The organism is Klebsiella sp. ZJOU C1 (genome assembly GCF_035620215.1).
GTDB lineage: Bacteria > Pseudomonadota > Gammaproteobacteria > Enterobacterales > Enterobacteriaceae > Klebsiella > Klebsiella variicola.
On sequence record NZ_CP141644.1, the window covers coordinates 3,023,560 to 3,048,794 of the forward strand.

A 25,235-nucleotide genomic window follows, 5' to 3' on the forward strand; every position below is an offset into this window, starting at 1 on the left:
AGGGGACATTATGCGCTTACTCCACACCATGCTGCGCGTTGGCGACCTGCAACGTTCTATCGACTTCTATACCAACGTGTTGGGCATGAAGCTGCTGCGCACCAGCGAAAACCCGGAGTACAAGTACTCCCTCGCCTTTGTCGGCTACGGCGAAGAGAGCGAAACCGCGGTGATCGAACTGACCTACAACTGGGGCGTGGACAGCTATGAGCTGGGCACCGCCTACGGCCATATCGCGCTGAGCGTCGACAACGCCGCCGAAGCCTGCGAACGGATCCGCCAGAACGGGGGCAACGTCACCCGTGAAGCCGGCCCGGTAAAAGGCGGCACCACCGTCATCGCCTTCGTGGAAGATCCGGACGGTTACAAAATCGAGCTCATTGAAGAGAAAGATGCCGGCAAAGGTCTGGGCAACTAACGCTTCCCGAGCCAGGCCTCTTTAATGCCATGGCTCGCCCGGGCGCTGCGGCGCCCGTTGTTTTCACCCCTGCCTGCTGCAAGCCGCGGCAAAATTTGCCATAATGCGCGCTACTTTTTTCCAGCTAAGAGAATCTGATGTCCGAGAATGCTCAACTGAATGGTCTGTGCGACCGTTTCCGCGGTTTTTATCCGGTGGTGATTGATGTTGAAACCGCAGGATTTAATGCCAAAACCGACGCCCTGCTGGAGATCGCCGCCATTACGTTGAAGATGGATGAGCAAGGCTGGCTGATGCCCGATGAAACGCTGCATTTCCATGTTGAACCTTTCGAGGGCGCCAATCTGCAGCCCGAAGCGCTGGCCTTTAACGGAATTAACCCGCACGACCCGGAGCGCGGCGCCGTCAGCGAATACGATGCCCTGCATGCCATCTTCAAAATGGTACGCAAAGGGATGAAAGAGAGCGACTGCAGCCGGGCCATCATGGTGGCGCACAATGCCACCTTTGACCACAGCTTCACCATGACCGCCGCCGAACGCGCGGGGCTAAAACGCAACCCGTTCCATCCGTTTGTTACCTTCGACACCGCCGCGCTGAGCGGGCTGGCGCTGGGCCAGACGGTGCTGTCCAAAGCCTGTATCGCCGCGGGTATGGCGTTCGATGGCGCGCAGGCCCACTCCGCCCTGTACGATACCGAGCAGACGGCGCAGCTGTTTTGTGAGATTGTGAACCGCTGGAAGCGTCTGGGCGGCTGGCCGCTGCCCGTGGCCACCCCGGAGTAATAAAAAAAGCGACTTCCTGGAAGTCGCTTTTTTACGGATGGCGGGAATTACTCCGCTTTCGGCTCGTCGGTGTGGTACTTCGCCGCCGTCTCTTTGATCAGCTGCTGCAGTTCACCGCGCTGGTACATTTCGATGACGATATCGCAGCCGCCCACCAGTTCACCGTCTACCCACAGCTGCGGGAAAGTCGGCCAGTTGGCGTATTTAGGCAGCTCGGCGCGGATATCCGGGTTCTGCAGGATATCAACGTAAGCAAAACGTTCGCCACAGGCGGACAGCGCCTGAACGGCCTGGGCAGAGAAACCGCAGCTTGGCAGCTTCGGCGACCCTTTCATGTACAACAGGATCGGGTTTTCAGCGATTTGGCGTTGGATCTTTTCTAAAGTCGAGCTCATTGTCGTGCTTCCTTAAACTTCTTTCTACGGCAGTAACTTGTCATTGTAGCGTCCTGTAGGCAGGACGGATAATAACATTTTTTTCACTATTCATATTTTATCTTCTGTTGCGCGAAGTTGCCTTAAAAATATCATTTTGCCGTCGCAGGCGGGCGCTCATTGCGCATTTTCTGTGCGAGACGGTCAATGTCTGACGCGTTTTCTTGCAATCGTTAACCAATCGACATTTTTGATACAAAAGAATATTAACTTTCCGGGTTTTTATGCTTTAGAATCATTCCGGTTTGTCATTCATCGTCAGGCATTTGTACATGTCTGTAATTAATCAGGGGATTGCTCAGTGGCGCGGCTAAACAAAATCGCGATATCGCTCTGTGCATTACTGTTCACATCTATCTCATTCACGCCACTGGCTCAGGCGTCAGGGCATACGCACGCCTCCGCTTCGCCAAAGGCGTTGCCCGCGAAAAGTGGCTCAGAGCGCAAGAAAAAAGCTACCAGTCAAAAAAGTAAAACCACCGCTAAAACCACCAGTAAAAAGTCCTCGAGCACCCGACTCCCTTCCCGCACTACCGCAGCAAGCCAAACCGCACTTCATCGTCAGGCCGCCGGCGCGACGAAAAAATGCGTGCTGCGTAAAGGTTATAAAAAGCAGTGCGCGAAAACGGTCGCCGCCAGCGCCGAGCCGACCCTGGCGCTGAACAGCGTCAAAAGCAAATGCGTGGTGCGTAAGGGCTATAAAAAACGCTGTAAACCTGAGGCCAGCGATGCGAATTTAACGATCGCTGACGCCCATAAAGTCCGGGTGCAGAAAGCGCAAAGTACCGCCATGAACAAATTGATGGGCCAGTTGGGTAAACCCTATCGCTGGGGCGGCACCTCGCCACGTACCGGTTTTGACTGCAGCGGACTGGTTTATTACGCCTATAAGGACCTGGTCAAAATTCACATCCCGCGTACGGCTAATGAAATGTACCACCTGCGCGATGCGCGTCCGGTGGATCGTGATGAACTGCAGAGCGGCGATTTGGTCTTCTTCCGCACCCGCGGACGCGGTACTGCCGACCACGTTGGCGTCTACGTCGGCAACGGGAAATTTATTCAATCACCACGCACAGGTCGTGATATACAAATCACCTCCCTGAGCGAGGATTACTGGGTTCGCCATTATGTTGGCGCTCGTCGCGTCATGACGCCGAAAACCATTCGCTGATCCTGGTCTGCCGCTACGGCGGCAGACCGCCTCACCTGCGCGTCTTTCCCTTCTACCGTCAAAGGATACTGCATATTCATCTCCTTGCCCGGCGCTTCCCGACGATAGCGGGTGGGCGACATACCAAAGTGACGGTGAAAGGTCCGGCAGAAAGCGGCCTGTCCGTCGTATCCCAGGCACTGAGAAATACTCTGTATCGACGCTTGCGTCTGCGTTAAATAGATTGTCGCAATGGTCATTTTTCGCCGACTGACGTAGTTCGCCAGCGTGCAGCCGGTCACCATGGCGAACTGCCGCTGGAAATACCAGTGCGAATAACCGGACTTTTTCGCAATCGTGCTGACCGGCAGGGTGTCTAAAATATGGGCTTCGATCCAGTCAACGATCCCCTGTACAACCGGGATCATCTTCGGGCTCACCACCTCACCTGTTTTTGCCATCGTAGCCATCCTGTGGGAAATTCATGTCGGCGGTCATATTTGTCATACAAATAGTAAAATAGACAATGAATTATTGGCATAGCGGCGATTGCCTGGGCGCATATTTTAATTAAACCATTAATTTTAAAGACATATCACCCTCAACCATGATGCGCGGCTGCGATCGTCAGAGAAAAAGCAGAAGACGTTAAACCTTCCCTGCGAGAGTCGGAAAAGCGCAGACGGCGTCTCCTTATACATTTTTGCAACATCTGCGAGCGGTTTGACGCCTCGCCCTGTAGAAAACGGTTAAGCCTTCATCAGTTGCGCCTGCGGCAATAGCCTTTATCGTTGTAAGGCTTTTCACTGCTTGCGGCAAATGTTAACATTCTCAATACAATAACAGCCCGTGACGCGACAGCGCCGGGTGGCCAGAACACGATTCTGATGAAAACCTCATCTTGTCAATGTGAGAAAAACAAAAAGTTATAAGGAGAGTAGCAATGTCGTTTGAATTACCTGCATTACCATATGCAAAAGACGCCCTGGCGCCGCACATTTCCGCAGAAACCCTGGAATATCACTACGGTAAACACCACCAGGCGTATGTCACTAACCTCAACAACCTGATCAAAGGCACTGCGTTCGAAGGCAAATCTCTCGAAGAGATCGTCCGCACTTCTGAAGGCGGCGTATTCAACAACGCAGCCCAGGTCTGGAACCACACCTTCTACTGGAACTGCCTGGCGCCGAACGCCGGCGGCGAACCGGAAGGCGAGTTAGCGGCCGCGATTGCCAAATCCTTCGGCAGCTTTGCGGATTTTAAAGCCAAATTTACCGATGCCGCAGCGAAAAACTTCGGCGCGGGCTGGACCTGGCTGGTCAAAAATGCCGACGGCAGCCTGGCTATCGTCTCCACCAGCAACGCCGGTACCCCGCTGACCACCGACGCGAAGCCGCTGCTGACCGTTGACGTCTGGGAACACGCCTACTACATCGACTACCGCAATGCCCGTCCAAGCTACCTGGACCATTTCTGGGCGCTGGTTAACTGGAAGTTTGTTGCGGCCAACCTGGCGGCATAAACGACAAACCGCAGCAGGGTCTCCCCGGCTGCGGTTTTTTTTAGCCCTTCCCTACACTCGCGTTACTGGCGGGCAAAGGCCTCTTCCGGCTGCGCTCGTCCGCTGAACCAGACCAGCAGCAGCGCCAGACCGGCGATAATCGCCCCCATCACCGGCACAAACGCATAGCCCAGTCCGCCAGAGATCACCGCCCCACCGGCGGCGGCGCCCAGCGCGTTGCCGAGGTTGAACGCGCCGATATTCACCGAAGAAGAGAGCCCCGGCGCTTCATGCGCCACGCGCATGACCCGCATCTGCAGCGGCGGAACCACCGCAAAGGTGGCTGCGCCCCATACAATCATGCTGATGGCCGCTCCGGCCTGGGATTGCGCCAGCAGCGGGATCGCCAGCATGATCGCCATCAGCAGCAGCAGAAAGCCTTTCAGCGTGCCAGAGACCGACCGGTCGGCGAATTTGCCGCCCAGATAGTTGCCCAGCGAAAAACCAACGCCAATCAGCACCAGCATCGCGGTAATAAACAGCGATGAAGCGTGGGTCAGCGTATTGAGCACTGGCGAGATATAGGTATACAGCGTAAACATTGCCCCGGCACCGAGCACGGTAGTCAGCAAGGCGAAGAGTACCTGCGGGCGTAGCAGGACTGAAAGCTCTTTTTTGACATCCGGGCGCTCACCGGCGCTGCCCTTCGGCAGAGAGAACCACAGACTGACCATCGCCAGCAGGCCTAACCCCGCTGTGGCCAGGAAGGACATCCGCCAGCCGATGGTTTCGCCAAGCCAGGTCGCCGCCGGTACACCGCCGATGTTGGCGATGGTGAGCCCCATAAACATCGTGGCTACCGCGCTGGCCTGCTTATGCTTTGGCACGACGCTGGCTGCGACCACTGACCCCAGGCCAAAGAAAGCACCGTGGTTGAGGCTGGTAATAATGCGCGACAGCAGCAAGGTGGTGTAATCCGGCGCAATGGATGACAACAGGTTGCCGACGGTGAAGATCCCCATCAGAAAAATCAGCGCATTGCGCCGCGCGCGATGGGACAACAGCAGGGTCATCAACGGCGCGCCGACCATGACGCCGATGGCATACGCACTGATCAGCATTCCCGCCACTGGGATTGAGACGTCCACACCTTTCGCAATCACCGGCAGCAATCCCATTGGGGAGAACTCGGTGGTACCGATGCCAAAGGCGCCGATCGCCAGCGCAAGTAAAGGAAAGTTGATTTTCATTCAATGACTCCATCAGACCGTCAGAGAGGACGGCGTAACATCAGAAGTCAAAAGCATGACATCAATCACAAAAAAACAAAAGTGAACGAAATGACAAAAGATTTTTGCAGAATTGATAATAATGGCGGGATACGGGGAGGAGGCCGCGCTCCTCCCTCACTGGAACATTAGTGCAGTATGGCGGTCAGGCTGAAAGCGACGATCACGCCGAGGGCAATAACCGTGGTGATCAGCGAAAACTTTAAATTGGTATCCATCATTTTTCCCTCTTGTTATCCCCACACCAAAAGTGAGCTTGCTCATTTTTGCACAAAAAATCGCAAAAATCTTCCGGGATTTAGGGCGATGCACATTTTTGCTCTTCCACTTTGCCCCAAGATCGGACAAAATCCCACGCTAATTTAAAAGCGTATCGGCCATTGACCCCTTCCTGTCGTTCTGTGTCGTTTTCCCGACGTGATGCAATGTTGAAAATTGTATTCAGGGTGTGTGTAGGCAAACGTTTACGTATCGATGATCAGGCGATCAGGTCAAGGCATGGAGTGAGATGTAATGGCAACTATTAAAGATGTAGCGAAGCGCGCAAACGTTTCCACTACAACTGTATCACATGTAATTAACAAAACCCGTTTCGTTGCCGAAGAGACGCGCAATGCGGTGTGGGCGGCGATCAAAGAGCTGCACTACTCGCCGAGCGCCGTGGCCCGCAGCCTGAAAGTCAATCATACAAAATCGATTGGTCTGCTGGCGACCAGTAGCGAAGCCGCCTATTTTGCTGAAATTATTGAGTCTGTTGAAAAGAGCTGCTTCCAGAAGGGCTACACCCTGATCCTCGGCAACGCATGGAACGATCCGGAAAAACAGCGCGCCTATTTGTCGATGATGGCGCAGAAGCGTGTCGACGGTCTGCTGGTGATGTGTTCCGAATATCCGGATTCGGTATTGAGCATGCTGGAAGAGTATCGCCATATCCCGATGGTGGTGATGGACTGGGGCGAAGCAAAAGCCGACTTCACCGATGCGGTGATCGATAACGCCTTCCAGGGCGGCTATATCGCCGGACGCTACCTGATTGAACGTGGCCATCGTGAAATCGGCGTGATCCCGGGTCCGCTGGAGCGCAACACCGGCGCAGGCCGCCTGGCCGGCTTTATGCAGGCGATGAAAGAGGCGCATATCAGCGTGCCGGAAAACTGGATTGTGCAGGGCGACTTCGAGCCGGAGTCCGGCTACCGCGCTATGCAGCAGATCTTAAGCCAGCAGCACCGTCCGACGGCGGTGTTCTGCGGCGGCGATATCATGGCGATGGGCGCTATCTGCGCGGCGGATGAAATGGGGCTGCGGGTGCCGCAGGACATTTCGCTGATCGGTTATGATAATGTGCGTAACGCCCGCTATTTCAGCCCGGCGTTAACCACTATTCATCAGCCGAAAGATTCCCTGGGCGAAGCCGCATTTAACATGCTGTTGGATCGTATCGTTAATAAGCGTGAAGAGTCGCAGTCTATCGAAGTGCATCCTCGTCTGGTCGAACGCCGCTCCGTGGCGGATGGCCCGTTTGTCGATTATCGTCGGTAAGGCATCTGGCGGGCGCGGATCACTCCGGCGCCCGCAGCCATTCCCGATTCAGCGTGTCGCTGTCCCCCAGATAGTCGAGCATCCAGTTCAGCGCCGGTGAGGCATCACTCTGCTGCCAGGTCAGACAGCAGGCGGCATCCGGGAACGGATTCTCCAGCGCCAGCGCGGTCCACTCGCCGCGATCTACCCATGGTCGGGCGAAATGGCTCGGCACCATGCCGACGCAGAGGCCCGCCGACAGACAGGTGGCCGACGATTCCCAGTCGGGGACCACCACCCTCTTCTGGTTATCCAGCAGCCAGGTTGTTCGTTTGGGCAGTGAACGTGACGTATCCTCCCGCACCAGCGACGGCCAGTTACGCAGGACATCATCGCTCAGGGGTCCCTCCATCTTCGCCAGCGGGTGATCGCTCGCCACCACGCAGTCCCAGCTCAGCATCCCCATATCGCGAAACGCATAGCGGCCCCCGACCGGAATAGATCGCGTTGCGCCAATCGCCAGTTCTACACGGCCGTCGGCCAGCGCATCCCATACGCCGTTGAACACTTCCTGGAAAACGATGAGCTCGACGTCGGGAAAATGGCGATAGAAATCGACGATCATCTGGCGCATCCGCGCCGGTTTCACAATATCATCCACCGCGATCGACAGCTGCCCGCGCCAGCCGTTGGCGATTTGCTGGCACTGCTGGCGGGTGATCTGCATTTTTTTGATAACAGAGCGCCCTTCCTGTAAGAACCAGACCCCTGCGGGCGTCAGCTCCACATCACGATGGCGGCGCTCAAACAAGGGAACGGCCAGCCACTCTTCAAGCTGACGCACGGTATAGCTGATGGCGGAGGGCACCCGGTGCAGCTCCTGCGCGGCCGCGCTGAAGCTGCCGTTGCGGGCTACGGCATCAACCACTTCCAGAGAGTATTCAGACCACATTTTCTGCCTGCAAAATTTTTGAATGCATGTGACAAATATTAGCGTTTCACAAGCCACAATGCACTCCCTACACTCTGCGGCATCGTACCTGTACTCCAAAAATGAGAACGTTATGTCACAACCTGGGAAAGGATTTTTAGTCTGGCTGGCCGGCCTGAGCGTGCTGGGCTTTCTGGCCACCGATATGTACCTGCCGGCGTTTGCCGCCATGCAGCAGGATCTCAATACCTCCGCTGCCTCCATCAGCGCCAGCCTGAGCCTGTTCCTCGCCGGCTTCGCGCTGGGGCAGCTGTTCTGGGGGCCGCTGTCGGACCGCTATGGGCGCAAACCGGTGCTGTTGAGCGGCCTGGCAATTTTCGCGGCCGGCTGTCTGGGGATGCTGTGGGTGCACAACGCTACCCTGATGCTGGCGCTGCGCTTTTTGCAGGCGATTGGCGTCTGTGCCGCGGCCGTTACCTGGCAGGCGATGGTCACCGATTACTATCCTGCCCAGCGCACGAACCGCATCTTCGCCACCATTATGCCGCTGGTAGGACTGTCGCCAGCGCTGGCCCCGCTGCTGGGTAGCTGGCTACTGGTGCACTTCGAGTGGCAAGCCATCTTCGCCACCCTGTTTGCCATTACTCTGCTGCTGATGCTGCCTGCCCTGCGCCTGAAGGCAGCCGCAAAGTCGGTAGCAGTGACACAGCAGAAGATCACCTTTCTCGCGCTGCTGCGCTCCCGGGAATACAGCGGCAACGTCCTAATCTACGCCGCCTGCTCCGCCAGCTTCTTCGCCTGGCTTACCGGTTCACCTTTTATCCTGCACGAAATGGGCTATGGCCCAACCGCTATCGGCCTGAGCTATATCCCACAGACCATCGCCTTTCTGGTGGGCGGCTATGGTTGTCGCGCACTGCTACAAAAATGGTCAGGACAACAGATGCTGCCGTGGCTGCTGGTGGTCTTCGCCGTCAGCGTTGCCGCCACCTGGCTGGTCGGCCTGCAAACGCATGCCTCGCTGGTGGCGTTAATGATCCCGTTCTGCATGATGGCGGTGGTCAACGGCGGGATCTATCCCATTGTGGTCGCCCAGGCGCTGAAACCCTTCCCGCAGGCAACGGGCCGCGCGGCGGCGCTGCAGAATACGCTGCAGCTGGGATTGTGCTTCCTGACCAGTTTGCTGGTATCGGCGCTGATCGCCACGCCGCTGCTGACCACCACCAGCGTGATGCTGGTCTCGATTGGCTTAGCCGGAATCGGCTATCGCCTGCAGCAAACGCCGGAGCTGACCCCCCACTCTTCCCACGCGTAACGCCCATCGCCGTTGCCCGGACCAGTCGTTAGCATGCTAAGAAAATTTTATTGAAAGCCAGTACTTAGCGTCCTATACTGGATCCGGGTTCACATAAATAGAAAATAGTTAAATATTAACGGATGCAGGATGCCTCCGTTTCACCATGGAAGGCCTTTCGGCAAGGGTTATCTCCCTTCCTCTGTTCTACGTCGGATAGCGACTTCACGGATTATCCGTGAGATTTCTCACAAAGCCAAAAAAGCGTCTACGCTGTTTTAAGGTTCTGATCACTTGGGCGTGATGGAGAAGCTATGAGTTCATCGTGTATAGAAGAAGTAAGTGTACCAAATGATGACTGGTACCGGATTGCAGCTGAATTATTGGGCCGTGCGGGAATAGAAATCAATGGCTCCGCGCCGTCAGACCTGCGAATTAAAAACCCTCTTTTCTTTAAACGTGTCCTGCAGGAGGGGTCGCTGGGGTTAGGCGAAAGCTATATGGACGGCTGGTGGGACTGCGAGCGTCTGGATATATTCTTCCACAAAGTGCTTCGCGCCGGACTGGAAAAACAGCTCCCTCACCATTTCAAAGATACACTCCGCATCGCAGGCGCTCGCCTGTTCAATCTGCAAAGTAAAAAACGCGCCTGGATTGTTGGCAAAGAGCATTACGATCTCGGCAACGATCTCTTCAGCCGAATGCTTGACCCCTACATGCAGTATTCCTGCGGATACTGGAAAGAGGCGCAAACCCTCGAAGCGGCGCAGCAGGCTAAACTGGACCTCATCTGTCGTAAGCTGGAGCTTGAGCCGGGGATGCGGGTACTGGACATCGGCTGTGGATGGGGCGGGCTCGCCGAGTATATGGCGCGAAATTACCAGGTCAGCGTTGTCGGCGTGACCATCTCCGCCGAGCAGCAAAAGATGGCCCAGGCGCGCTGCGCTGATCTTGACGTGGAGATTCGGCTCCAGGACTATCGCGATCTGCACGACAGCTTTGACCGTATCGTCTCCGTCGGTATGTTCGAGCACGTGGGACCGAAAAATTACGCCACCTACTTTGAGGTCGCGGATCGTAATTTGAAACCCAACGGCCGTTTCTTACTGCACACCATCGGTTCCAAAGTCACCGACCATAACGTCGACCCGTGGATCGATAAATATATCTTCCCCAACGGCTGTCTGCCGTCGGTTCGGCAGATCGCCGATGCCAGCGAGAAGCACTTTGTGATGGAAGACTGGCATAACTTCGGCGCCGATTATGACACCACCCTGATGGCCTGGTATGAGCGTTTTCTCGCCAGCTGGCCGGAAATTGCCGATAACTATTCTGAACGTTTCAAACGGATGTTCAGCTATTATCTGAACGCCTGCGCCGGCGCCTTCCGCGCCCGTGACATTCAGCTCTGGCAGGTAGTGTTCTCGCGCGGCATTGAACATGGGCTACGCATCGCCCGCTAACAAAATCTCCCCCGCTCACCGGCGGGGGATTTTTTTCAGGCTTCATTCACCTTAGACGCAACGTCTTTCGCGGCCAGCACGCGTTCAACCGTATCGACAACCGCCTGAGTTTGCGGGTCAATCTCAATATTGACGCGGTCACCCAGCTTTTTCGCGCCCAGCGTGGTCCGCTGCAGCGTTTCCGGGATAAGATGCACGCAGAAGCGGGTTGCCGTCACCTCGCCCACCGTCAGGCTAATGCCATCAATACCGATGAAACCTTTATAAAGGATATATTTCATCAGCGTCGGATCCTGCACTTTAAACCAGATCTGACGGTTATTTTCGGAAGTGAGGATCTTCACGATTTCCGCGGTGGTCATAATATGGCCGGACATCAGATGCCCACCGATTTCATCACTGAATTTCGCCGCCCGCTCGACGTTCACTTCATCCCCGATCTGAATATCGCCGAGGTTGGTAATCCGCAGCGTCTCTTTCATCAGATCGAAGCTGATGTGCGCGCCGTTTATTTCGGTCACCGTCAGGCAACAGCCGTTATTGGCTACCGAGGCGCCGGTTTCCAGCCCCTCCAGCATATGCGCCGGTAGCTCCACCACATGGGTGCGAAAATTAGGTTTATCATCAATGGAGACCACTTTCGCGGTTCCCTGAACAATACCAGTAAACATGTTAGGCTCCTGTTGAAAATCATGACGGTATCATTACCGTTTTCGCTATCGGGAACAATAACAGGAGGGCAAAGCGGTTGCCAGCGCGCTTCGTGCCTCGACTCTTTTTTCACTGGCTTAATGGCTAATCCTCGCTACAATAGACTGGAAATTCCTCATTTTTATCCCCTTGCTGCCAGTTACGGCGGCTTTTTTAGTCTCAAAATAACAACAAAATAAAGGTGTTCACGTGCAGAAGTATTTCGTTGAAGCGCGTCAGTTATTAGCTCTGGCTATACCCGTCATCCTTGCGCAGGTGGCGCAGACAGCGATGGGTTTTGTCGATACCGTGATGGCGGGTGGCTACAGCGCCACGGATATGGCCGCCGTGGCCATCGGGACCTCCATCTGGCTGCCGGCGATCCTCTTTGGACACGGGCTGCTGCTGGCGCTGACCCCGGTGGTGGCGCAGCTTAACGGCTCCGGACGGCGGGATCGCATCGCACAGCAGGTGCGTCAGGGCTTCTGGCTGGCCGGCTTTGTCTCGGTGCTGATTATGGTCGTGCTGTGGAACGCCGGCTATATCATCAGCTCCATGCATAATATCGACCCGCTGTTGGCTGAGAAGGCGGTTGGCTATCTGCGCGCGCTGCTGTGGGGCGCGCCGGGCTATCTGTTCTTCCAGGTTGCCCGTAATCAGTGTGAAGGGCTGGCGAAAACCAAACCCGGGATGGTCATGGGCTTTATCGGCTTACTGGTCAACATTCCGGTGAACTATATCTTTATCTATGGTCATTTCGGCATGCCCGAGCTGGGCGGTGTCGGCTGTGGCGTAGCGACTGCTTCGGTTTACTGGGTGATGTTCGCCAGCATGCTGTGGTGGGTGCGTCGGGCGCGTTCGATGCGGGATATCCGCTGCGCCGAGCGCTTCAGCCGCCCCGATGTCGCCGTCCTGTTACGGCTGGTGCAGCTGGGGCTGCCCATTGCTCTGGCGCTGTTCTTTGAAGTCACGCTGTTTGCCGTCGTCGCGCTGCTGGTCTCCCCGCTGGGGATCATTGACGTCGCCGGTCACCAGATCGCGCTTAACTTCAGCTCATTGATGTTCGTTCTGCCGCTATCGCTGGCGGCGGCGGTCACCATTCGCGTCGGCTTCCGTCTCGGACAAGGTTCAACGATCGATGCCCAGGTTTCGGCCCGCACCGGCGTGGGCGTGGGCGTCTGTCTGGCGGTATTTACCGCTATCTTTACCGTGCTGATGCGTGAACAGATTGCCCTGCTGTATAACGATAATCCCGAGGTGGTGCTGCTGGCCTCACACCTGATGCTGCTGGCGGCTATCTATCAGATCTCCGACTCCATCCAGGTGATCGGCAGCGGCATTCTGCGCGGCTATAAAGATACCCGGTCTATCTTTTTTATTACCTTTACCGCGTACTGGGTGCTGGGTTTGCCGAGCGGCTATCTGCTGGCGTTGACCGATATGGTTGTGCCACGCATGGGGCCCGCCGGTTTCTGGTGTGGATTTATCATCGGCCTGACCTCCGCCGCCATCATGATGATGCTGCGGATGCGTTTTCTACAGCGCCAGCCCTCCAGCATCATCTTACAGCGCGCCGCGCGCTAGTCCCTGCAAAGCCCGCCCCTCCGGCGGGCTTTTTCGTTCTCCGGCATTGCGACCACGTTGTACATTCCGTTACTCCCCGACACCAAAGACTCACTGATGGCACTCCCCGAGACGCATATAGTGTGGTCAACAGCCCCGCAGTGGGGTTACTCAAGAAACCAATTCGAGGATTTCAGAATGAAAAAAGTATTAGCTCTGGTTGTTGCCGCTGCTATGGGTCTGTCATCAGTTGCTTTCGCTGCCGATGCCGCAAGCGCCACCCCGGCCGCAGCTGCCAGCCATACCACCGTTCACCATAAGAAACATCACAAAGCGGCCGCGAAACCGGCAGCCGAGCAGAAAGCCCAGGCGGCGAAGAAACACCACAAAGCCGCTGCAAAACCGGCTGCTGAGCAAAAAGCCCAGGCGGCGAAGAAACACCATAAAGCCGCTGCGAAACCGGCAGTCGCGCAGAAAGCCCAGGCGGCGAAGAAACACCATAAAGCCGCTGCGAAACCGGCAGTCGCGCAGAAAGCGCAGGCTGCGAAGAAACACCACAAAGCTGCTGCGAAACCGGCAGTCGCGCAGAAAGCGCAGGCTGCAAAGAAACATCATAAAGCGGCACACCACGCAGCTAAACCGGCGGTTAAACCGGCGGCATAATGGTCAGGGCGTTAAGGTGATAAACCGGCGCTGAACAGCGCCGGTTTTTTTTCAGGAGGACATCATGCTGCAACGCTATCGCTTCGAATTGCTGCTGTTACTGCTCATCGTCTGCGCGCTGTTTACCCTGCGCTTGATGTTTAAATAGCGGGCTGCTGAACCCATTTACGGGCCGGCGGCGTATAGTCGCGAAAACCGGCGATAATCTCGTCTGCCGAGGTAGCAAACGGCAGCATCTCCGCGTAGCGCGGGTGCATAAATCCTTCCCGTACCATGTTGTCGACCATCGCCTGAAGCGGATCGTAATAACCCTTGATATTCAGGAACGCGCACGGTTTCTCATGGATCCCCAGTTGCGCCCAGGTCCATTGTTCGAAAATCTCTTCGAGCGTCCCCGCCCCGCCCGGCAGGGCAATAAAGCCATCCGCCAGCGCCGCCATTTTGGTTTTCCGCTCGTGCATATCCTCGACCACATGCAGCTCCGTCAAGCCGCGGTGGGCAATTTCCCGTTCCACCAGGCCGCGCGGCATCACGCCGATCACCACGCCACCGGCCTCCAGCGCCGCATCGGCGACCGCCCCCATCAGACCGACTTTACCGCCGCCATAGACAAGCGCCAGCCCCTGCTGCGCCAGCGTACGTCCGACCAGACGGGCGGTGTCGAGATACAGCGGATGTTCGCCAGCTGAAGAACCGCAAAAAATACCAATCGATTTCATCTTCGTTATGACTCCTTCTCTTCTGGTGGCCGATAATTTAACACAACGGCAACCGTACCGCGCAGAGTTAGACGGGCAGAAAAAAGCGAGTCATGACGCTCGCTGGCGAAGAAATATCCTTGTGGTTCAGTAAAATATATCCGGAATGGGTAAAAGTTCCGCAATCGCATGCAATGTGCAAGAAAAGTGACGTTTACCTCTTGCCACATCCTCTCCCTGCCGCTAATATGCGTCCCCGTTGTCACCACAACATTGCGTTCGTAGCTCAGTTGGTTAGAGCACCACCTTGACATGGTGGGGGTCGTTGGTTCGAGTCCAATCGAACGCACCATAATGCGTTTATAGCTCAGTTGGTTAGAGCACCACCTTGACATGGTGGGGGTCGTTGGTTCGAGTCCAATTAAACGCACCATAATGCGTCTGTAGCTCAGTTGGTTAGAGCACCACCTTGACATGGTGGGGGTCGATGGTTCGAGTCCATTCAGACGCACCAATCAGTTATCCTTCTGTAATTTCTGTGTTTTATCACCTGCCCCCCGATGGTATTGCTGACTTAAAATGTTGTGTATTGGCAAAGATTTTTCCTTGCATATTCCACACTCGTGCAGGGGAAGCCAACCCTTTTAAGTACATTTTTGAGCACATCGAAATGGCGCTTTAGTCCACGAACGACGGGAAAAGTATCATTGCAGCAAGGCATTTTTTCCCGGCGGAAAACATTTCAGGCTTCAAAAATTCAGGCGTTGACGTTACAGAATACTGCAGACAAAACTAAGGTGACGACTATGCCATTACCGACACGGCCATTCGTAACGCTGCGATTCATCCTCAAAACTACTCTCTGACCGACATGGAAGGCCTCTCCCTGTTTGTCAGCAAATCAGGAAGCAAAAATGGCACTTTCACTACTATCATAACGGAAAACAATGCCGCATGAGTTTCGGCCTCTAACCTGAAATTTCACTCAGTGTGGCCCGAATTTTACGTCATGAAGCCCGTTCACAAATTGCACTGGGTCTCGTCCCTCAGATTCAGACAAAATTAACGCTGGCAAAACGACACTTCAAGTATTTGAAAGGGCACCCATCACACTCATATTTTTACTCCACAGTCATGAGCATCAAAAATCGATCAACAGACCACGCCGTTTAATTTTTAATGATAATCATTCCATTCATCATAAATATATGCATATGAAAATCGATATATCAGATACCCCACCAGGAATTCCACAACTGAAAGTAAACCCCAGAGAAATTTATATTCATTTACTGAGAAAAAAAGAACCAGCCAGCCAGCGCGATACCTGAAGTACCTAATCCCATACCTGCTCCCCTGATAACACGGGAAAGTATGATGAGTAATGTTCGTTTTATATTCATAATCCACCAAAGAAATATTCCATAATGGAAACTATTCCCTGGCGTAAAAAAGTGAGCGCGGTACAGCAGGGATGAAACCATGCCACAGTAGAATAAAGAAAGTCCAGCCCCGACTGGGCCAGACTAACTTTTTAAGATTAACGCCCGAATTACATTGAGAAATTACATATAAAAGACCTGAGCCATTGATGATGTCGTAATATGGCGGGCGGTTCGCACATATCCAGAATAAGCGGCGAAAACGCACCATGAAAGACATTGGTATCCTGATTTACATCAGTAAGCGCCGCCTGACCGTTATTTCGTATAACCCGCTAATATTATCCAGTCGATACTGACAGGGATAATATTCCCCTGGCCATAAAGCGCAGCGGCAGCTTGCGCACCTACCGTCTGACAGACAAAACCCGCATATTGTCTTCAGACACGGCGAAGACTGGCCTGCGCCATCGCCAGGGCATCTTCCCCTGCCGGCAGCCGCGAAGGGGCCTGAGGATCGTTCACCATCCGCCAGACGGCCTGAGCCACATCGACAGCCTGCGTCACGCTGGCGTTATCCTGCATGCTGTCGAGGATCTGCTGGCCGAGCGCCGCATAGCTCTCCGGGAGCTGGCCCATCGTTCGACGAGCGTTTTCCCCGAAGCGGGTCTGCGGGGCGCGTCCCGGCAGGATCAACCCGACGCGAATATTAAAAGCACGGAGCTCCAGCGCCAGCGACTCCGTGAAGGCATTCACCGCCGCCTTACTCGCGGTGTATACCGCCAGCAGGGGCATCGGTTGCAGGGTGACCGCCGAGGTAATGTTAACGATGGTCCCGCTTCGGCGCGCTCTGAACCGGGGGATCACCGCCTGGGTCATGGCAATCGTTCCCAGGGTATTGGTGGCAAACAGGTCTGCTATCGCCTCGCGCGACGCGCCCTCCAGGGCATTAAGCATCCCCACCCCGGCGTTGTTAACCAGCACATCAATCTCTCCGGCTTCGGCAATGGCCTCGGCGATACTCTGCGCCGAAGTGACGTCAAGACGCACCAGCCGCAGACGGTCGCTGGCGGGCAACACACCTTCCTGCGGAGCGCGCATCGTGGCAATAACCTTCCAGCCTTGCTCGAGAAAATAACGCGCCGTCTCCAGGCCAAAACCCGATGAACAGCCGGTGATCATTATCGTTTGCATATCTCTGTCTCCGAATGGCTTCTTCCTTTTGATCATAGACAGGCCGTGTCGGACGATATAGGGTCAATAATCCATCATTCTTTAGCAGGAGTCCGGAAATGAGCGATCCGTTGGCGGAGGTTATTGCCATGCTAAATCTCAGAGCGGTGCTGACCAAAACCGTTGAGGTGGCGGGAGACTGGCGAGTGATACGCTCGGACCAGGGGTTGTCATTTTATGGCGTCGTGCTGGAAGGCGGCTGTCGGCTGGAAATAGACCAGCATGAGCCGCAGATCCTGCGCGCCGGGGATTTTATTCTGATCCCGGCGGCGTACCGCTTCGCGCTAACCAGCCTGACCCCGCCCCCTTCACCGGCGCTGGAGACCATCCCGGTGCAACTGGCGGAGGGACACTTTCGGCTGGGAGCCCTCGACAAGCCTGCGCAGATGCAGGCGCTGATTGGCCACTGCGCTTCCGGTTCAACGAACGCCAGCCTGCTGGCCTCGCTGTTGCCAGCCTTTGTGGTGGTCCGCAATCAACCGCGGCTGGCCACCTTTGTCGGGCTGCTGAAAGAGGAAGCGCAGGCGGATCGCGCGGGCAAATCTTTCGTTCTGGCGCGGATGGTTGAGCTACTTTTTATCGAGGCCATCCGTTCCTCCGGCACGCTCGCGACCCCCGGTCTGATGCGCGGGCTGAGCGACCCGCGGGTCGCCCAGGCAATCCGCCTGCTGCATCAGGCCCCCGCCAGACGCTGGACGGTCAACGCCCTGGCCGCCGACTGTGCGCTGTCTCGCTCGACGTTATTTGAACGCTTTACCGACCTGACCGGGATGACCCCGATGGGCTATCTGTTAGGCTGGCGAATGACCCTGGCCATGCAGTGGCTGAGCCAGACGGGCATCAGCATTGCGGATATCGCCGAGCGCATCGGCTATGGCTCGGCTAGCGCGTTCAGCGTAGCTTTTACCCGTTATACCGGGATATCGCCGGGGAAATATGCCCGCCAGCGGGCGACGCAGCCTCCCCCCGGGCCAGCCCTGACTTAACCGGCTGCAATCTCCGTCTGCAGCCAGCGCTCAAACACTTGCAGCGCCAGCTCCCCCTCCCCGCCACCGGGTTTGATCAGGCAGAAGCGCTTAGCCAGCGTCGGGGAGCCCGGCCACGGGGCAACCAGCGTCCCGGCGCGCAGCTCGCTTTCCACATACATCTTCGGCACCAGCGCCACGCCCTGCTGGCTCAGTACCGCGGCGATGGCCATCTCATGCAGATCGTAGCGCGGCCCCTGCGCCGGATTATCCAGCGCCAACCCGCATTCCCGGGCATAGAGCAGCCAGGCGTCAGGGTTCTGCCGCCGGTGAATGCGCGGCAATCGGTTCAGTTGCCCGGGGAGACCGTCATTCGTCAGCAACGCCGCATGACAGACCGGCAGCAGATACTCCTCGAACAAAAACGTCACATCCATGCCAGTCCACGCCGGGTGATCAAAATGGATGGCGGCATCAAAACCGCTGCCCGGGAGGATGAAGGGATCGCTGCGGGCGGCAATATTGACCACGATATGCGGATGCTGCGCTGCAAAGCGTCCAAGCCGGGGGATTAACCAGCGGCTGGCAAAGGTGGGGAGCACGGCGATCTCCAGACTATGTCCATCGGAGGGCATCCCGCTGACATCGTGGGTATCCCGCTCCAGACGGGCAAGGATCTCGCGTACCTGGCGGGCATAGCGGGCGCCAGCCGGATTGAGCCGCACCCGGCTCCCCGTCCTGTCGAAGAGTTTACTGTCGAGGAGCGCTTCCAGACGGGCAATCTGCCGGCTGATGGCCCCTTCCGTTAACGCGAGTTCCGCCGCCGCGCGGGCAAAGTTGCCGTGACGGGCAGCGGCCTCAAAAGCCAGTAGCGCAGCGCTGCTGGGGATTTTACGACGCATAGCCAATGCTCCTTGTGCAGGCTCACCGAAAGTCAGTGACAGAATATCACTGACTATTGAATTAACATCGTTTTTCAGCGCCATTTTTAGCCGATAGGATGATGAAAATTCACTAAAGCGCTTTGCGCGCTCAATCATCTGTCCAGCGAGGTCACTATGCTCTATGTCGTCGAATGCGCCTACACCGATCCCCAAAGCGAAACAGCGTGGAATACCTTTTACAATCAGGAAAAACTGCCGGCGCTGGTCTCTGTGCCCGGTTTTTACGCCTCTCAGCGCTTCCGCGCCCTCAGCGAGGAGTGCCCCCGCTACCTGGCGCTGCACGATATCCACGATGCTACCGTCATCGACAGCGACGCCTACCGCCGCAACGGTGGCGGCCATTTTGCCCGCTGGCAATCGGCGATCACCGACTGGCACCGCCACCTCTATGTTGCAGATAGCGGCGTGCGGGAGGTCCGGTCTGATGAGGTGCTCCTGCTGAGCGATACGCCTCAGACGCTACCCATCTCCCCGGCAATCGTCCTGCTGCCTGGCGGCCTGGCGACGCAACAAACCCGGTATGCCGCCATCGTCCCGCGTGACGACCTGCATCACCTGGCCACGGCTGCCGCCGTCTTTATCTATCAACCCATCACCGCCCGGTTACGTAACCCGGCGCAACGCGCGTGAGGTCGCCATGACACCAGCTCCCTTTTATACGTTGACCGCAGGCGATCTGACGGTGACCGCCGTCAGTGATGGTCAGATGTCGGCGCCACTGTCCTTACTCTCGGGTATCACGCCTGAGGAGGCGGAGCGCCTGCAGCGGAACGCCGGGTTAGCCTCACCGGAGGCCATTGCGATCGGCGCCTATCTTATCCGCGGACGCGGGCACACCGTACTGGTGGATACCGGCACCGGGGGAGTCAATGGCGTCGGCGGTGCGCTTATCGCCAATCTGGCGCTGCTCGGCGTACGCCCTGAGGAGATTGACACCATCCTCCTCACCCACGCGCACCCGGATCACATCGGCGGGTTGCTGACGGCAACCGGCGCCCCGGCGTATCCCAACGCCACGGTGTTCCTGCCTTCGCGGGAACGCGCTTACTGGCTGGCGGCATCCACACTGGACAACGCCAGCGATCGCGGCCGGCGCAACGTGCTGCTCGTCCACCGCGTACTGGCAATCTGCGCGGCGCAAATTCGCGAAGTTGATGGTGAGGAGACGGTCGCCGGGATCCACCCGTGCCCTCTGCCCGGCCATACGCCCGGCCATACCGGGTATCGTCTCGAGGCGGGCGATACCTCGCTGCTCATCTGGGGGGATATTGTCCATTTCCCGACCATTCAGACCACCCGGCCGTCGGTGTCGGTCGCCTTCGACGTCGATCCTGAACAGGCCCGACAAACCCGGGAATGTCTGCTGCGCCAGGCCGCCAGCGAACAATGGCTGATCGCCGGCATGCATCTTGGTCTGCCCGGCTTTGCCAGGGTGGTGGAGACGCCTTCTGGTTATCTGTTGCAGTCGGTGTAAAGGTCGCAGAGGTAAGCCCTGCTTGTCCGCAGGAACAAGCAGGGCTTTATGTCAGGGGGTTGGGCAGGCCGCTAACTGCGGCTTTTCCAGGCTTTTTTGCTTTTGCAGCTGGCTTTGGTGGCGACCCACGGGTGGCGTAGCTGAGTCAACTGAAGATCCTGGGAGGCCGGGCTGGCCGACCAGCGTTTGTTACACAGAGGCTTACGAGTTGCAATGACCATAAAACGCTCCTGAAAAGTAATGAACAATTCCCTGGGTAGTTCCATAAGTTCAGAATCAGCTTATCATCGCGTAACGGAAGTTATTTCAATCTTTGTTTTACTATGTAAATGGTTAAAGCCTCCTGAAATGAGCAAAATTGATCTAGATCAATATAAGTGCATTTAGTTTTTCCTGACACCTATATATTCAACCGCTTACCAGCGGCTGACGTTTGTTTAAGACTTTTCCTATACCATACAATCCTGCAGAGCAATAATCATTTATCAGATTTTTATTCTACTTATGTATACAAACATGGTTATTTGTTTTGATTATTCTAACAAATAAAATTCACTTGGTCAGTCAGCAGCAGGCAGGTACTCTGCACCGGCAATAACTGGATTTGTCAGGGAGTGGTGGATGACTAAGGGCTATAAACTGCTTGGCTATAAGTTAGCAGATAATATTTTCTACTGCCTGCATCATCGGGAAATTATCGCGCTGCGAGGGACGCGAACGCAAGTTCAGCTACGCAGTACCATGGCCTGTTTACTGGAATATCTGTTGGCGCATGGCAGAGAACGGGTGGTCAGCGATGAAGAGTTGATGATTAACGTCTGGGAAAAAAATAACCTTCGCCCGTCTGCGCAGCGATTATGGCAGGTTATTCAGACGTTAAAATCCCGTCTTAGCCAGGCAGGCGTTGAAAGCGCATTAATTATTCGGGTCAAGTGCGCCGGGTATTATATTAACAATGCTGTCGTAGCCGAAATTTACTCATTCAAACCACCGGGCATGATGAATTATATTAATGCCTCGCCTGCTGATATGAATAAACTTCTGGTACGCAGCTAATCCCCTCTCCGCGCCGTTTACATCGCTTGTAACAGGGTTTATCCGTTGAATATTTTAATTCACAGCAATAATCTTTTTTTTAATATCGGCCTCGCCCAATGTTTCAGAGATATTCAGGAGACCCTGCCCGGGCTGAACATTATTCATTCGCTGCCACTCAGCCATTTTCCCGATCCGGCTGGGCTGGATGTGATTATTTTATCGCTGGAAAACTTTCACGATTATCAGGCCGCCGCTGAATTAGCCCTGCGTTATCAGAGTCTGGTGGTCGGCTTTACCTCGGCCGGCAACGTGAGGCGCGGACGCGCCTTTTTCGCGGATACCCTCCTGTGGGTTAGCCAGCGGGAAAGCGTTCCGGAGGTTGGCCGCCTTTTGCGCAGGCTGGCCGATCGTCGCTGGCCTCTGGTGCCGCGTCATCAGCGTCAGAGTACCTCTTCCCGTCAACGAGCGCCCCTCAACCTTCTGGAAAGGCGGATAATCGCCGCCACCATGAAGGGACAGTCGGTGAATCAACTGGCGGCCACGTTGGGGATCAATCGCAAGCGAGTCTATAACGGACTGGAACGGATTAAGGTTAATTTTCACCTGGTCAGCCATGCTCATTTTCATCATTTTATGATCTCCGGGCCAACGTTTAACCCGCTCTCACCCGACCTTGCCAGTTATACGCCATGGGCAAAGCCTGCCCGACAGCGGCAGGCCGCGTTGCACACGGCGGAAAAACATTCATATTATTTGAACAAGATTCGCAAATTGTTTTGATTTTAGCCTGCAACATTCAAGCGTATTCTTTACCACATCAGGGCGAAAAGCCCTTTATCAGACACCAGATTAAGGAATACGACCATGAAATCCATCAAAACTTTCGTTGCAGTTGCGGCACTGTCTCTGTTCTCTTCTGTCAGCTTCGCCCAGAGCGTCAGCGCTACCGCCTCGACCCTGGACCGGGCTGAAGCAAAAATCGCCGCCCAGGCCGCGGAACAGGGTGCATCCTATAAAATCACCAGCGCCCAGTTTAATAATCGCGTCCACATGACGGCTGAACTGAGCAAATAAGCCTTTTAGCCGTTAGCGATAAATACAGCGCCGTTTTTAACGGCGCTGTATTTTTTTCCGCCTTTCCCTTTTCAGCGTTTTGCCGACAGGCATGCTGTGGCGCTCGCTCCATTCCCGACCAATACTGACTGTATCCTCCAGAAAAGAGAGCCTGATGATGAAAGCCTGGACAGTCAAAAAACCCGGTTCGCTTGAGAACCTGCAGCTTGTCGATCTTGCTGACCCCGGGGCGCCCGCTGCAGGAGAGATCCGGGTGGAGCTGCACGCCACCTCGCTGAACTACCATGATTTGCTGGTCGCAACGGGGGTAATTCCCACCGCCGATCGGCGGATCCTGATGGCGGATGGCGCCGGCGTGGTGGAAGCGGTTGGCGCCGGAGTGAACGAATTTCAGCCGGGTGACCGGGTGGTCGCTGGCTTTTTCCCGCAGTGGCTGGATGGCCACCCCGGTCCGCTGGTGAGCGACTTCAGTCAGACCCCGGGCGATGGCGCGGAGGGGTTCGCCTGCCAGTATGTCGTCAGGCCGGCCAGCCATTTTACCCATGCGCCTGAGGGGTGGAGTTTCAGGGAGGCGGCAACCATCACCACCTCCGGTCTTACCGCCTGGCGCGCGCTGGTCGTCGAAGGACGGTTAAAAGCAGGCGATACGGTGCTGACGCTTGGTACCGGCGGCGTGTCGATAACCGCCCTGCAGCTGGCGAAAAGTATGGGCGCGCAGGTGATCGTCACCTCGTCGTCAGATGAAAAACTCGCCCGCGCTCGCGCCCTGGGGGCCGATCATCTCATCAATTACCGCACCACCCCGGCATGGGGCGCCGCGGTGCAGGATATCACCGGCCATCGCGGGGCCGATCTCATTCTGGAGCTGGGCGGTCCGGGCACCCTGGGGCAGTCGTTCGAGGCGGTCAGTGTTGGCGGACACATCGCCCTGATCGGCGTCCTGACCGGCTTCGAGGGCCATGTCCCCACCCATCTGCTGATGAGTAAACAGGCCCGACTGCAGGGGCTGGTGGTAGGTAATAGACGGCAACAACAGGACTACGTCAACGCCCTGAACCTGCAGGCGTCGCGGCCGGTTATCGATAAAGTGTTTGATTTTACAGCCTTACCGGATGCCTTTCGCTATCTGCAAAGCGGCGCCCATTTTGGCAAAATTTGCGTGGAGTGGTGAGGGGATGAACAGGGCCTCCGTGCCCTGAGAACGGCTTTATTCGAAGAAGACGTCCGGATTTTCCGACAGCGAAACAAAGGATTTCGTGTTTTTATCCAGCGCCTGAATGTCGCCGCTTTCAATGTCGTAGAACCAGCCGTGCAGGCGCAGGGTATGGTCGCGCAGACCGACCGCCACCGACGGATGGGTTTTGATGTTGTTCAACTGAGCGATGACGTTTTCCTGCACCATGCCGTTGACCTTATCGGTTTCGCTGGCCCAGGTTTTCTTTTCCACCACTGCTTTCGCGGCATCAGCATAGCGCAGCCAGTGGGACACCGCCGGCATCGGCTCAAGGCACTGGCAGGTGGCGATCGCTTTCATCGCGCCGCAGTTGGAGTGGCCGCAGATCACGATATCCGTCACGCCCAGCGCAACGACGGCATATTCGATGGTAGCAGAAACGCCACCTGGCTCCGGCCCGAAAGACGGCACGATATTCCCGGCGTTACGAATGACAAAGAGCTGTCCCGGCTCCTGCTGGGTTACCAGTTCAGGCACCAGACGGCTGTCTGAACAGGAGATGAAAAGCGCTTTGGGATTCTGGCTGGAGGCCAGGCTACGGAAGAGCTCTTTACGCTGGGGGAAGATCTCTTTCTGGAAGTTGAGGAAGCCCTCAATGATATGTTGCATAGCAGTGTCTCTTCTCTGTAGTTATTACGGTATGACAAAGATCACAGTTATTCAGTTTACCATTGATGACAAGAATGGGAATCGTTATTCAAACAGTTGCGCAGAAAACGCGCGCCGCCACCGCCCGCGCCGCCCTGCCTTATCCACACCTTTTTGACGTGATTTCCTGAACCAGTTTGCTACTCTGTCTACCCCAACCGTTCACAGGTTACCGACCGCCTGCCGGCGGCGGACATCACAGGAGTCGCTATGTTCTTATCCAGCCTGATGGCCATTGCCGCGGTGCTGATCATGGGCGTGATCAGTCCCGGCCCAAGCTTTATCTTTGTCGCGCGCAATGCCGTCGCTCGCTCGCGCGTGCACGGTCTGGTGACCGCCCTCGGTACTGGCGCCGGCGCCGCCATTTTTTCCATTATGGCGATGCTGGGCCTGCAGAAGGTGCTCACCGCGGTGCCGGAGCTGTTCATTGGCCTGAAAGTAGCGGGCGGGCTCTACCTGTTATGGCTGGGTTATAAGATTTTCCGCGGGTCGGCGCAGCCGATGGACTTTTCCGCCAGCGGCATGGCTGGCAACCATTCGCTGCTGAAGACCTTCCGTGATGGGTTGTATACCCAGCTGAGCAATCCCAAAACCGCGCTGGTGTTCGCCTCAATTTTTACCGCTCTGCTGCCAGCGCAGATCCCCACCGCGTTTTACTACATCGTGCCGCTGATGAGCTTTCTGATTGACGTCAGCTGGTATTCGCTGGTGGCGCTGGTGCTGTCTGCCGATCGACCGCGGCGCGTCTACCTGCGGCTGAAGCGGCGGATCGACATCGCCACCGCGACGGTGCTGGGGGCGCTGGGCCTGCGGCTTATCGCCACCTCCCTCACCCGCTAA

At 56.1% G+C, this 25,235-nt stretch carries 28 protein-coding genes and 3 tRNA genes; 20 read left to right on the forward strand and 11 right to left on the reverse strand.

All coding sequences use genetic code 11. The features are described 5' to 3' along the window. Nucleotides 1-10: 10 nt before the first annotated feature. Entirely contained in the window at nucleotides 11-418 is a 408-nt protein-coding gene (gene gloA, locus SPE70_RS14510; protein ID WP_002907764.1) for a lactoylglutathione lyase, read from the forward strand. A gap of 137 nt (nucleotides 419-555) precedes the next feature. Beyond that, the gene (rnt, locus tag SPE70_RS14515; RefSeq protein WP_008804623.1) at nucleotides 556-1,203 is read left to right on the forward strand and encodes a ribonuclease T; all 648 of its coding nucleotides are present in this window, start codon (nucleotides 556-558) and stop codon (nucleotides 1,201-1,203) included. Nucleotides 1,204-1,250: 47 nt separating this feature from the next. Here the strand turns inward: rnt and SPE70_RS14520 are convergent, their stop codons facing one another. Continuing rightward, nucleotides 1,251-1,598 carry a Grx4 family monothiol glutaredoxin gene (locus tag SPE70_RS14520; RefSeq protein WP_002907768.1) on the reverse strand — a complete coding sequence of 116 codons (348 nt, stop codon included), beginning with the start codon at nucleotides 1,596-1,598 and terminating at the stop codon, nucleotides 1,251-1,253. A 340-nt stretch (nucleotides 1,599-1,938) separates the two neighbouring features. On the opposite strand from SPE70_RS14520, the gene SPE70_RS14525 reads away from it, so the two are divergent. Next, complete coding sequence (locus SPE70_RS14525; RefSeq protein ID WP_012968037.1) at nucleotides 1,939-2,811, forward strand: C40 family peptidase; 873 nt, start codon at nucleotides 1,939-1,941, stop codon at nucleotides 2,809-2,811. On the opposite strand, the gene SPE70_RS14530 is transcribed toward SPE70_RS14525, so the two are convergent. Then, nucleotides 2,766-3,251 carry a helix-turn-helix domain-containing protein gene (locus tag SPE70_RS14530; protein WP_008804621.1) on the reverse strand — a complete coding sequence of 162 codons (486 nt, stop codon included), beginning with the start codon at nucleotides 3,249-3,251 and terminating at the stop codon, nucleotides 2,766-2,768. The genes SPE70_RS14525 and SPE70_RS14530 overlap by 46 nt on opposite strands. A 482-nt stretch (nucleotides 3,252-3,733) precedes the next feature. Here SPE70_RS14530 and sodB point away from each other — a divergent pair, with 482 nt between their 5' ends. Beyond that, entirely contained in the window at nucleotides 3,734-4,315 is a 582-nt protein-coding gene (gene sodB / locus SPE70_RS14535) for a superoxide dismutase [Fe] (RefSeq protein WP_002907771.1), read from the forward strand. Nucleotides 4,316-4,377: 62 nt separating this feature from the next. On the opposite strand, the gene SPE70_RS14540 is transcribed toward sodB, so the two are convergent. Together SPE70_RS14540 and SPE70_RS14545 are read right to left on the reverse strand one after the other, a co-directional pair. Next, a complete protein-coding gene (locus SPE70_RS14540; protein WP_064170293.1) occupies nucleotides 4,378-5,544 on the reverse strand; it encodes an MFS transporter in 1,167 nt (388 codons plus the stop codon). Between the two features lie 167 nt (nucleotides 5,545-5,711). Next, nucleotides 5,712-5,804, reverse strand: coding sequence for a cytochrome bd-I oxidase subunit CydH (locus tag SPE70_RS14545; protein WP_012968036.1), 93 nt, complete (start codon nucleotides 5,802-5,804; stop codon nucleotides 5,712-5,714). A 292-nt stretch (nucleotides 5,805-6,096) separates the two neighbouring features. Between SPE70_RS14545 and purR the strand changes: the two genes are divergently transcribed. Further along, nucleotides 6,097-7,122, forward strand: a complete 1,026-nt coding sequence (purR, locus tag SPE70_RS14550; protein WP_004202888.1) for an HTH-type transcriptional repressor PurR — start codon at nucleotides 6,097-6,099, stop codon at nucleotides 7,120-7,122. Nucleotides 7,123-7,141: 19 nt separating this feature from the next. On the opposite strand, the gene punR is transcribed toward purR, so the two are convergent. Then, the gene (gene punR / locus SPE70_RS14555) at nucleotides 7,142-8,053 is read right to left on the reverse strand and encodes a DNA-binding transcriptional activator PunR (RefSeq protein ID WP_008804618.1); all 912 of its coding nucleotides are present in this window, start codon (nucleotides 8,051-8,053) and stop codon (nucleotides 7,142-7,144) included. Nucleotides 8,054-8,165: 112 nt separating this feature from the next. On the opposite strand from punR, the gene punC reads away from it, so the two are divergent. Beyond that, the gene (gene punC, locus SPE70_RS14560; RefSeq protein WP_012541514.1) at nucleotides 8,166-9,347 is read left to right on the forward strand and encodes a purine nucleoside transporter PunC; all 1,182 of its coding nucleotides are present in this window, start codon (nucleotides 8,166-8,168) and stop codon (nucleotides 9,345-9,347) included. A 293-nt stretch (nucleotides 9,348-9,640) separates the two neighbouring features. After that, the gene (cfa, locus tag SPE70_RS14565; protein WP_008804616.1) at nucleotides 9,641-10,789 is read left to right on the forward strand and encodes a cyclopropane fatty acyl phospholipid synthase; all 1,149 of its coding nucleotides are present in this window, start codon (nucleotides 9,641-9,643) and stop codon (nucleotides 10,787-10,789) included. A 35-nt stretch (nucleotides 10,790-10,824) separates the two neighbouring features. On the opposite strand, the gene SPE70_RS14570 is transcribed toward cfa, so the two are convergent. Continuing rightward, on the reverse strand, nucleotides 10,825-11,460 hold the full coding sequence (locus SPE70_RS14570; protein WP_012541513.1) for a riboflavin synthase: 636 nt from the start codon (nucleotides 11,458-11,460) through the stop codon (nucleotides 10,825-10,827). 229 nt (nucleotides 11,461-11,689) lie between these two features. Between SPE70_RS14570 and mdtK the strand changes: the two genes are divergently transcribed. Both mdtK and asr read left to right on the forward strand, forming a co-directional pair. Continuing rightward, complete coding sequence (gene mdtK, locus SPE70_RS14575; RefSeq protein ID WP_012541512.1) at nucleotides 11,690-13,063, forward strand: MdtK family multidrug efflux MATE transporter; 1,374 nt, start codon at nucleotides 11,690-11,692, stop codon at nucleotides 13,061-13,063. Nucleotides 13,064-13,240: 177 nt separating this feature from the next. Further along, nucleotides 13,241-13,705 carry an acid resistance repetitive basic protein Asr gene (asr, locus tag SPE70_RS14580; protein WP_046882409.1) on the forward strand — a complete coding sequence of 155 codons (465 nt, stop codon included), beginning with the start codon at nucleotides 13,241-13,243 and terminating at the stop codon, nucleotides 13,703-13,705. A 140-nt stretch (nucleotides 13,706-13,845) separates the two neighbouring features. Here the strand turns inward: asr and SPE70_RS14585 are convergent, their stop codons facing one another. Beyond that, a complete protein-coding gene (locus tag SPE70_RS14585; RefSeq protein WP_008804612.1) occupies nucleotides 13,846-14,424 on the reverse strand; it encodes an LOG family protein in 579 nt (192 codons plus the stop codon). A gap of 254 nt (nucleotides 14,425-14,678) precedes the next feature. On the opposite strand from SPE70_RS14585, the gene SPE70_RS14590 reads away from it, so the two are divergent. The 3 genes from SPE70_RS14590 (at nucleotide 14,679) to SPE70_RS14600 (ending at nucleotide 14,917) form a co-directional block, all read left to right on the forward strand. Beyond that, nucleotides 14,679-14,755 (forward strand) — tRNA-Val (locus SPE70_RS14590). A gap of 4 nt (nucleotides 14,756-14,759) precedes the next feature. Beyond that, nucleotides 14,760-14,836, forward strand: a tRNA-Val gene (locus tag SPE70_RS14595). 4 nt (nucleotides 14,837-14,840) lie between these two features. After that, nucleotides 14,841-14,917, forward strand: a tRNA-Val gene (locus tag SPE70_RS14600). Nucleotides 14,918-16,226: 1,309 nt separating this feature from the next. Here SPE70_RS14600 and SPE70_RS14605 read toward each other — a convergent pair. Continuing rightward, nucleotides 16,227-16,979, reverse strand: a complete 753-nt coding sequence (locus SPE70_RS14605) for an SDR family oxidoreductase (protein ID WP_012968033.1) — start codon at nucleotides 16,977-16,979, stop codon at nucleotides 16,227-16,229. A gap of 98 nt (nucleotides 16,980-17,077) precedes the next feature. Between SPE70_RS14605 and SPE70_RS14610 the strand changes: the two genes are divergently transcribed. Further along, nucleotides 17,078-18,004: an AraC family transcriptional regulator gene (locus tag SPE70_RS14610; protein ID WP_324726343.1), complete on the forward strand. Its 927-nt coding sequence runs from the start codon at nucleotides 17,078-17,080 to the stop codon at nucleotides 18,002-18,004. Here the strand turns inward: SPE70_RS14610 and SPE70_RS14615 are convergent. Beyond that, nucleotides 18,001-18,885: a LysR substrate-binding domain-containing protein gene (locus SPE70_RS14615; protein WP_022066447.1), complete on the reverse strand. Its 885-nt coding sequence runs from the start codon at nucleotides 18,883-18,885 to the stop codon at nucleotides 18,001-18,003. The genes SPE70_RS14610 and SPE70_RS14615 overlap by 4 nt on opposite strands. Nucleotides 18,886-19,041: 156 nt before the next feature. Here SPE70_RS14615 and SPE70_RS14620 point away from each other — a divergent pair, with 156 nt between their 5' ends. Then, nucleotides 19,042-19,557 carry a DUF4286 family protein gene (locus SPE70_RS14620; protein WP_008804604.1) on the forward strand — a complete coding sequence of 172 codons (516 nt, stop codon included), beginning with the start codon at nucleotides 19,042-19,044 and terminating at the stop codon, nucleotides 19,555-19,557. Between the two features lie 7 nt (nucleotides 19,558-19,564). Further along, nucleotides 19,565-20,401, forward strand: a complete 837-nt coding sequence (locus SPE70_RS14625) for an MBL fold metallo-hydrolase (RefSeq protein ID WP_064170295.1) — start codon at nucleotides 19,565-19,567, stop codon at nucleotides 20,399-20,401. A 71-nt stretch (nucleotides 20,402-20,472) separates the two neighbouring features. Here SPE70_RS14625 and SPE70_RS14630 read toward each other — a convergent pair whose 3' ends face one another. Then, nucleotides 20,473-20,622 (reverse strand): hypothetical protein, encoded by a 150-nt coding sequence (locus SPE70_RS14630; protein ID WP_012541503.1) that lies wholly within the window; start codon nucleotides 20,620-20,622, stop codon nucleotides 20,473-20,475. A gap of 400 nt (nucleotides 20,623-21,022) precedes the next feature. On the opposite strand from SPE70_RS14630, the gene SPE70_RS14635 reads away from it, so the two are divergent. From SPE70_RS14635 to SPE70_RS14650, 4 genes are all read left to right on the forward strand, one after another. After that, nucleotides 21,023-21,457, forward strand: a complete 435-nt coding sequence (locus tag SPE70_RS14635; RefSeq protein ID WP_012968028.1) for a winged helix-turn-helix domain-containing protein — start codon at nucleotides 21,023-21,025, stop codon at nucleotides 21,455-21,457. A gap of 45 nt (nucleotides 21,458-21,502) precedes the next feature. Then, nucleotides 21,503-22,219 (forward strand): hypothetical protein, encoded by a 717-nt coding sequence (locus SPE70_RS14640; protein ID WP_022066444.1) that lies wholly within the window; start codon nucleotides 21,503-21,505, stop codon nucleotides 22,217-22,219. Between the two features lie 84 nt (nucleotides 22,220-22,303). Then, nucleotides 22,304-22,513, forward strand: coding sequence for a YdgH/BhsA/McbA-like domain containing protein (locus tag SPE70_RS14645; protein WP_004202908.1), 210 nt, complete (start codon nucleotides 22,304-22,306; stop codon nucleotides 22,511-22,513). Between the two features lie 154 nt (nucleotides 22,514-22,667). After that, on the forward strand, nucleotides 22,668-23,684 hold the full coding sequence (locus tag SPE70_RS14650) for a zinc-dependent alcohol dehydrogenase family protein (RefSeq protein ID WP_205468305.1): 1,017 nt from the start codon (nucleotides 22,668-22,670) through the stop codon (nucleotides 23,682-23,684). Between the two features lie 36 nt (nucleotides 23,685-23,720). Here SPE70_RS14650 and SPE70_RS14655 read toward each other — a convergent pair whose 3' ends face one another. Next, on the reverse strand, nucleotides 23,721-24,356 hold the full coding sequence (locus tag SPE70_RS14655) for a carbonic anhydrase (protein WP_008804599.1): 636 nt from the start codon (nucleotides 24,354-24,356) through the stop codon (nucleotides 23,721-23,723). Nucleotides 24,357-24,605: 249 nt separating this feature from the next. Here SPE70_RS14655 and SPE70_RS14660 point away from each other — a divergent pair, with 249 nt between their 5' ends. Beyond that, nucleotides 24,606-25,235 carry a LysE family translocator gene (locus SPE70_RS14660; RefSeq protein WP_008804598.1) on the forward strand — a complete coding sequence of 210 codons (630 nt, stop codon included), beginning with the start codon at nucleotides 24,606-24,608 and terminating at the stop codon, nucleotides 25,233-25,235.